Raw genomic sequence first — 3,061 nt, forward strand, 5'->3', positions numbered from 1 at the left:
CGTCGCCGTCGGACATGGGGGCGGGCGAGGTGGCACCGGTCCGGGAGGCCGGCAGGGTGTCGTCGGTCCGGGAGGCGGGTGAGGTGGCGCCGGTTCGGGAGGCGGGCGGGGTGTCGTCGCCGTGGAGGAGGGCGGCGAGGGCGAGGTCCTCGATGCGCTCGGTGAAGGCGAGCGCCTCCTCCCGAGCCATGGCGGTGTCCCGGACGAAGACCGTGGGCGGGCCGTCCCTGAGGCAGAGGAGCGCGATCTCGGTGTGCGGTTCGGCGGACGCCTCCTCGCCCGCACCACGTTCGAGGACCATCACGTCGGTGAACGTGGGCTCCCCGCTCCCCAGGGGCCGCCCGGCGAGGCCGAGCCGGACCTCCAGGTCGGCGGTGTAGCCGTTCCGGGCCGCGGCCTCGTCGAGCTTGGCGCGCAGGGCGTTCGCGCTGTCGCCGTCGTACCGGACGGGGAATCGCGCGGCGGCGATGCCGTGGGTGTCCTCGGCGCGGGCGCGGGCGGCCGACGGCGACCAGGCGAAGTCGAAGGCCGGTTCGTCGGCGCGTTCGGCCACGGTGTCGAGGAAGGCGCGGACGACGCTGATGGTCTCCTCGCGGGAGCCGGGGACGAAAGCGAGTTCGTAGCGGCCGTAGTGGGCCGCGCCGGCGCTGAAGTCGTCGACGGGCAGCCGGGCCGGGCGCAGGTCGAGCAGCCGGGCGCGCCACCAGGGTTCGTGGGGGCGCAGTGCCTTCTGGGCGGCTGCGACGGCGGCGAGCCGTTCCTCGCTGACGGGAGGCAGGGGGGCGCCTTCGACGGCGCCGAGCCGCTGTGCGGCGGCCTGGCCACTGAGGGCGCTGCCGTCGAGGGCGGTGAAGTCGCTGAGGACGAGGTCGGCGTCCGGGGCGGACAGGGTGAGCGCCGAGCTGGTCACGGACTGCACCACGGTGTCCGTGCGAGGGTCTTCGCGGGGGATCAGTCTGATCTGCCGGGTGAGGACGGCGCCCTGTTCGGTGACGAGGGTGGGGATGCCGAGCGGGTTGGGGAAGCTGCCGTAGTCCAGGGCCTTGGAGATCCGGGCGGCCTCGGCGGCCGGGGTGCCGACATGGACGATGCCGCCGGAGGCCATGCGCGCGGACCGCCGGTAGAAGCGGCGCTCCCGGTCGGCGGTGTCGACGGGGCCGGGCAGGGTGCCCGCCACGATGTGCGGGACGAGGTTGTCGAACAGGTCGATTCCGACCTCGGCGGTCTCGTACGTCAGGGACAGCGCGGTGGAGTGGTCGCGCACCGGGAACCAGCGTTCGAGGAGGACGCTGCCCGCGTCCACGGCCTCCGTCATCCGGTGCCAGGTCGCCGCGTGCCGGGTGGCGCCCTCGTACAGCGCCCAGGCCGGGACGTGGCTGCCGGAGTAGCGGGGCAGGGGGCCGTCGTGGAAGTTGACGGCGGCCACCCGGGGAAGGTTCAGGACGTCCCCGGTCAGGATGCGGAAGTTGACGATGCTGAGCAGATAGTCGAACGGCCGGCGGGACAGGGTCGCCGCGAGGTCGCCGTGCGGGTCGAGCACGGGCACGTCGTGTTCGCCGGCCCACGCCACTACCGCGGGATCCTCGCTGAGGACTCCCTCGACGTGTACGCCCGCGTCGAGCAGCTTCTCCGTGCACCGGGTGAGGACCCTGGTGCCTCCTATGACGTAGCAGGTGGTCGTCATGCTCCCCCCTCTGCCACGGCGGCGGGGCGGGCGGGTTCGGTGGCCTCCGTGTCCCGCGCGTGGTCCGCGGTGCGGGCGGCGACCCAGGCGTCGACCTGGGAGACGACCTCCTCGTCGAGGGAGAGCTGGCCCGGCGTCCACAGCGGGTTCGACAGGCCGCGGTGGGTGCGCTCGCACATCTCCCAATCCTCGTAGTTCGCCTTGTCCCACAGGGCGAACACGGCTTCGTGGGAGAAGTCGCCCTTGGCGGTCTCGGAGGGGTGGAACAGCCAGAAGTGCCGTACGAAGCAGGTGCCGGGGCTCTCGGGCCAGACCCACTGCATCATCACGTAGTCGGCGGTGAACCCGAACAGGAGGTTGGGCAGGATGGTGATCCAGTTGATCCGCTGCCGGTCCGCCTCGGGCACGAGCGGCAGCGGGGTGCGTCGGCTGTGTCCCGTCATGGACACGGAGTTGAAGCCACTGCGGATGGACTGCCACGCCCCGACGATGTCGCCCCGGAGGTCGTAGGTGCCGGCGTCGTCGAAGTCGGTGATGCGGTGCAGGTCCTTGTGGGCGGTCGGGAAGTGCAGGCTCTCGTTGACGTTGTGCGCGACGAGCTTCCAGTTGGAGGCGACGGGATAGTCCTTGGCCTGGACGCACTCCAGGTCCGCGAGTTCGTAGACCCGCGCGAACTCCCCGAATTCGCCGAGGACTTCGTCGAGGTCTGGGGCGTCGTCGGAGAAGGTGATGAAGACGACGCCGTGGCGGATCTCGGTGCGGATGGGCACCAGACCGTTCTTCTCCTTCTCGAAGAAGTGGTCGAAGTAGGTGCCGTTGAGGCTCTTCAGCCGGCCGTTCCGGTCGTAGACCCAGCAGTGGTACAGGCAGACGAGGCTCTGCCGCTTGCCGCTGGGTTCCTCCACGAGCTTGTAGCCCCGGTGGCGGCAGTAGTTGTGGTACGCCTGGATGCCGTCGTCGCCGTGGAGGAGGAGGACGGAGCCGCTGCCGATGTTGAGGGTGCTGTAGGCGCCCTTCTCCTTCAGGCGGGAGACATGGTCGACCGGGAGCCAGTGCCGGCCGTAGATGCGGGACATCTCCCGCTGGAACTGCTCCTCGCCGGTGTAGAACTCGTGCGACCGGCCGATGCCACCGGACTCGAAGTAGGGCCTCTGCTCGGTCTGCTCGCTGATGAGGTCGAACATGCTGGACGCGCGCGTCATCTGCTGGGCTCCCTCAGGGTGAGGTGCGGGAAGGCGGTGGAGGAGGGCGCCGGGCCCGGACCACGGCGCGTACGCACGGGAGTGCGACGGCCCCCAGGAGTGCGCCCGCCCCGGCCGGTGGTGGTCGGTGGCGCGACTCCGTGCGAGGCGGCGGGCCGGGGCGGCGCGCACTCCT

At 71.4% G+C, this 3,061-nt stretch carries 2 protein-coding genes; both read right to left on the reverse strand.

Annotation, left to right across the window (positions count from 1 at the left end):
• A partial coding sequence (locus AOK23_RS30515; protein ID WP_276205770.1) for a formyltransferase family protein occupies positions 1–1,684 on the reverse strand: 1,684 nt, incomplete at its 3' end.
• Positions 1,681–2,886 (reverse strand): aromatic ring-hydroxylating oxygenase subunit alpha, encoded by a 1,206-nt coding sequence (locus AOK23_RS30520; RefSeq protein ID WP_240496637.1) that lies wholly within the window; start codon positions 2,884–2,886, stop codon positions 1,681–1,683. The genes AOK23_RS30515 and AOK23_RS30520, both read right to left, overlap by 4 nt.
• Positions 2,887–3,061 lie beyond the last annotated feature (175 nt).

The organism is Streptomyces torulosus (assembly GCF_001419765.1).
Taxonomy (GTDB): domain Bacteria; phylum Actinomycetota; class Actinomycetes; order Streptomycetales; family Streptomycetaceae; genus Streptomyces; species Streptomyces torulosus.

Excerpts from the sequence above, each read along its gene's own strand:
- AOK23_RS30520 (WP_240496637.1), bottom strand. The coding sequence starts at position 2,886 with ATGACGCGCGCGTCCAGCATGTTCGACCTCATCAGCGAGCAGACCGAG.